General features: G+C 58.6%; 2 protein-coding genes. Both read left to right on the top strand.

The genetic code is table 11. The annotated features are described in order from the left end of the window. Positions 1 to 106 precede the first annotated feature (106 nt). Positions 107 to 481: a fluoride efflux transporter CrcB gene (crcB, locus tag Q9S52_RS10690; protein ID WP_300400697.1), complete on the top strand. Its 375-nt coding sequence runs from the start codon at positions 107 to 109 to the stop codon at positions 479 to 481. After that, on the top strand, positions 481 to 1,497 hold the full coding sequence (gene pta / locus Q9S52_RS10685; protein WP_304709097.1) for a phosphate acetyltransferase: 1,017 nt from the start codon (positions 481 to 483) through the stop codon (positions 1,495 to 1,497). The genes crcB and pta overlap by 1 nt, the downstream gene beginning before the upstream one ends. The last annotated feature ends 118 nt before the right edge of the window (positions 1,498 to 1,615 follow it).

Raw genomic sequence — 1,615 nt, 5'->3', positions numbered from 1 at the left:
ACGACCTCTGCAAAAGTCTTTTGGGTACCTTTTCTTCAGAAAAGGTACGGTTCCGGCCGGCACAAAGAACAAAGACACAAATAAAAATAGTACCTTTGTTAGCATTATGTGGAGCAACTTATTGTGGGTAGGTCTCGGCGGCTTCGCCGGTTCCGTAGCACGTTACGGCACCTCCGTAGCCCTCGCCGCCCTGTTCGCCGGACGCGAAGGGCGATTTCCGTGGGCCACGCTGAGCGTCAACCTCGTCGGATCATTCGTAATCGGGCTGCTTTTACAGCATTTCGAGACCGGTACCGCCCGACATCTTTTAGGCGTAGTGGGATTTTGCGGCGGCTTCACCACCTTTTCGACCTTTTCGCTCGAAAGCGTGCGCCTGCTGCGTGCGGGCGAGACCCACACCGCCCTGCTCTATATCGGCCTGAGCCTCGCACTCTGTTTGGGGGCCACCGCCTTGGGAATGACAATAAAATTATCGAAATAATGGAACTTTTAAACCGCATCAAAGAACAGGCGCGCACCGCCAAGCAGCGCATCGTACTGCCCGAAGGGAACGAAGAGCGCACCATGCGCGCCGCCAACGAGATCGTCGAACAAGGCATCGCCGAGATCATCTTGATCGGCAACCCCGGCGAACTCAAAGAGTTAGCCAAAGACTGGGGGCTGGAACACGTGCTGAACGGCGACATCCGGATCGTCGATCCGGCCGATCATCCGAAAAAAGAGGCTTACGTCGACCTGATGCTCCAGATTCGCGCCTCGAAAGGACTTACGCGGGAAGATGCCGAACGACTCATTCTCAATCCGTTGTATCTCTCCGTGATGATGATCAAAGCCGGCGACGCCGACGGCGAAGTGGCCGGTGCGGGGAATGCCACCGGCGACGTGCTGCGGCCCGCTTTCCAGTACGTGAAGACCAAGCCCGGTATTTCGGTAGTTTCGGGCGCCTTCATTATGCTCCTGAAAGACAAGCACTACGGCGAGAACGGAATGATGATCTTCGCCGACTGCGCCGTGCATCCGAACCCCACCGCCCCGGAGCTGGCACAGATCGCCGTCGAGACCGGCAAAACCACGCGTGCGATCGTCGGGATGGAGCCGCGAATCGCCATGTTGAGCTTTTCGACCAAAGGTTCGGCCAAACACGAGATGGTAGATAAAGTCGTCGAAGCCACGAAGTTGGCCCAGGAGATGGCACCGGACATGAAGATCGACGGCGAACTTCAGGCCGACGCCGCCATCGTGCCGGGCGTAGGCGCCAAGAAAGCGCCGGACTCCAAGATCGCCGGTCGTGCCAACGTACTGGTTTTCCCGACCTTGGAAGTGGGAAACATCGCCTATAAGCTCGTTCAGCGCTTGGCCGATGCCGAAGCCATCGGGCCGATTCTGCAAGGTATGGCCGCCCCGATCAACGACCTTTCGCGAGGTTGCTCCGTGAGCGACATCGTGAATCTGGTAGCGATCACCGCCTGCCAGTCCCAGGCCGAGCGGGGGTTGTAGGTTTTCATATTTAGGGGAGCGGCGACCAACAAGCGTGCGGACGAAGGGTTGGGCCGAGGCTGCCAGTGGAAATGCGTCAGCATTTCCCGTCCACGGGACGTGGGGCCCGCGCGGCCCG

Origin of the sequence: uncultured Rikenella sp. (assembly GCF_948810725.1) — a bacterium.
In the GTDB taxonomy this organism is placed as follows: Bacteria; Bacteroidota; Bacteroidia; order Bacteroidales; family Rikenellaceae; genus Rikenella.
The sequence above is the reverse complement of the archived record's forward strand: the minus strand, read 5'-3'. Positions and strand labels throughout refer to the sequence as shown.

Excerpts from the sequence above, each read along its gene's own strand:
- crcB (WP_300400697.1), top strand. The coding sequence starts at position 107 with ATGTGGAGCAACTTATTGTGGGTAGGTCTCGGCGGCTTCGCCGGTTCC.
- pta (WP_304709097.1), top strand. The coding sequence starts at position 481 with ATGGAACTTTTAAACCGCATCAAAGAACAGGCGCGCACCGCCAAGCAG.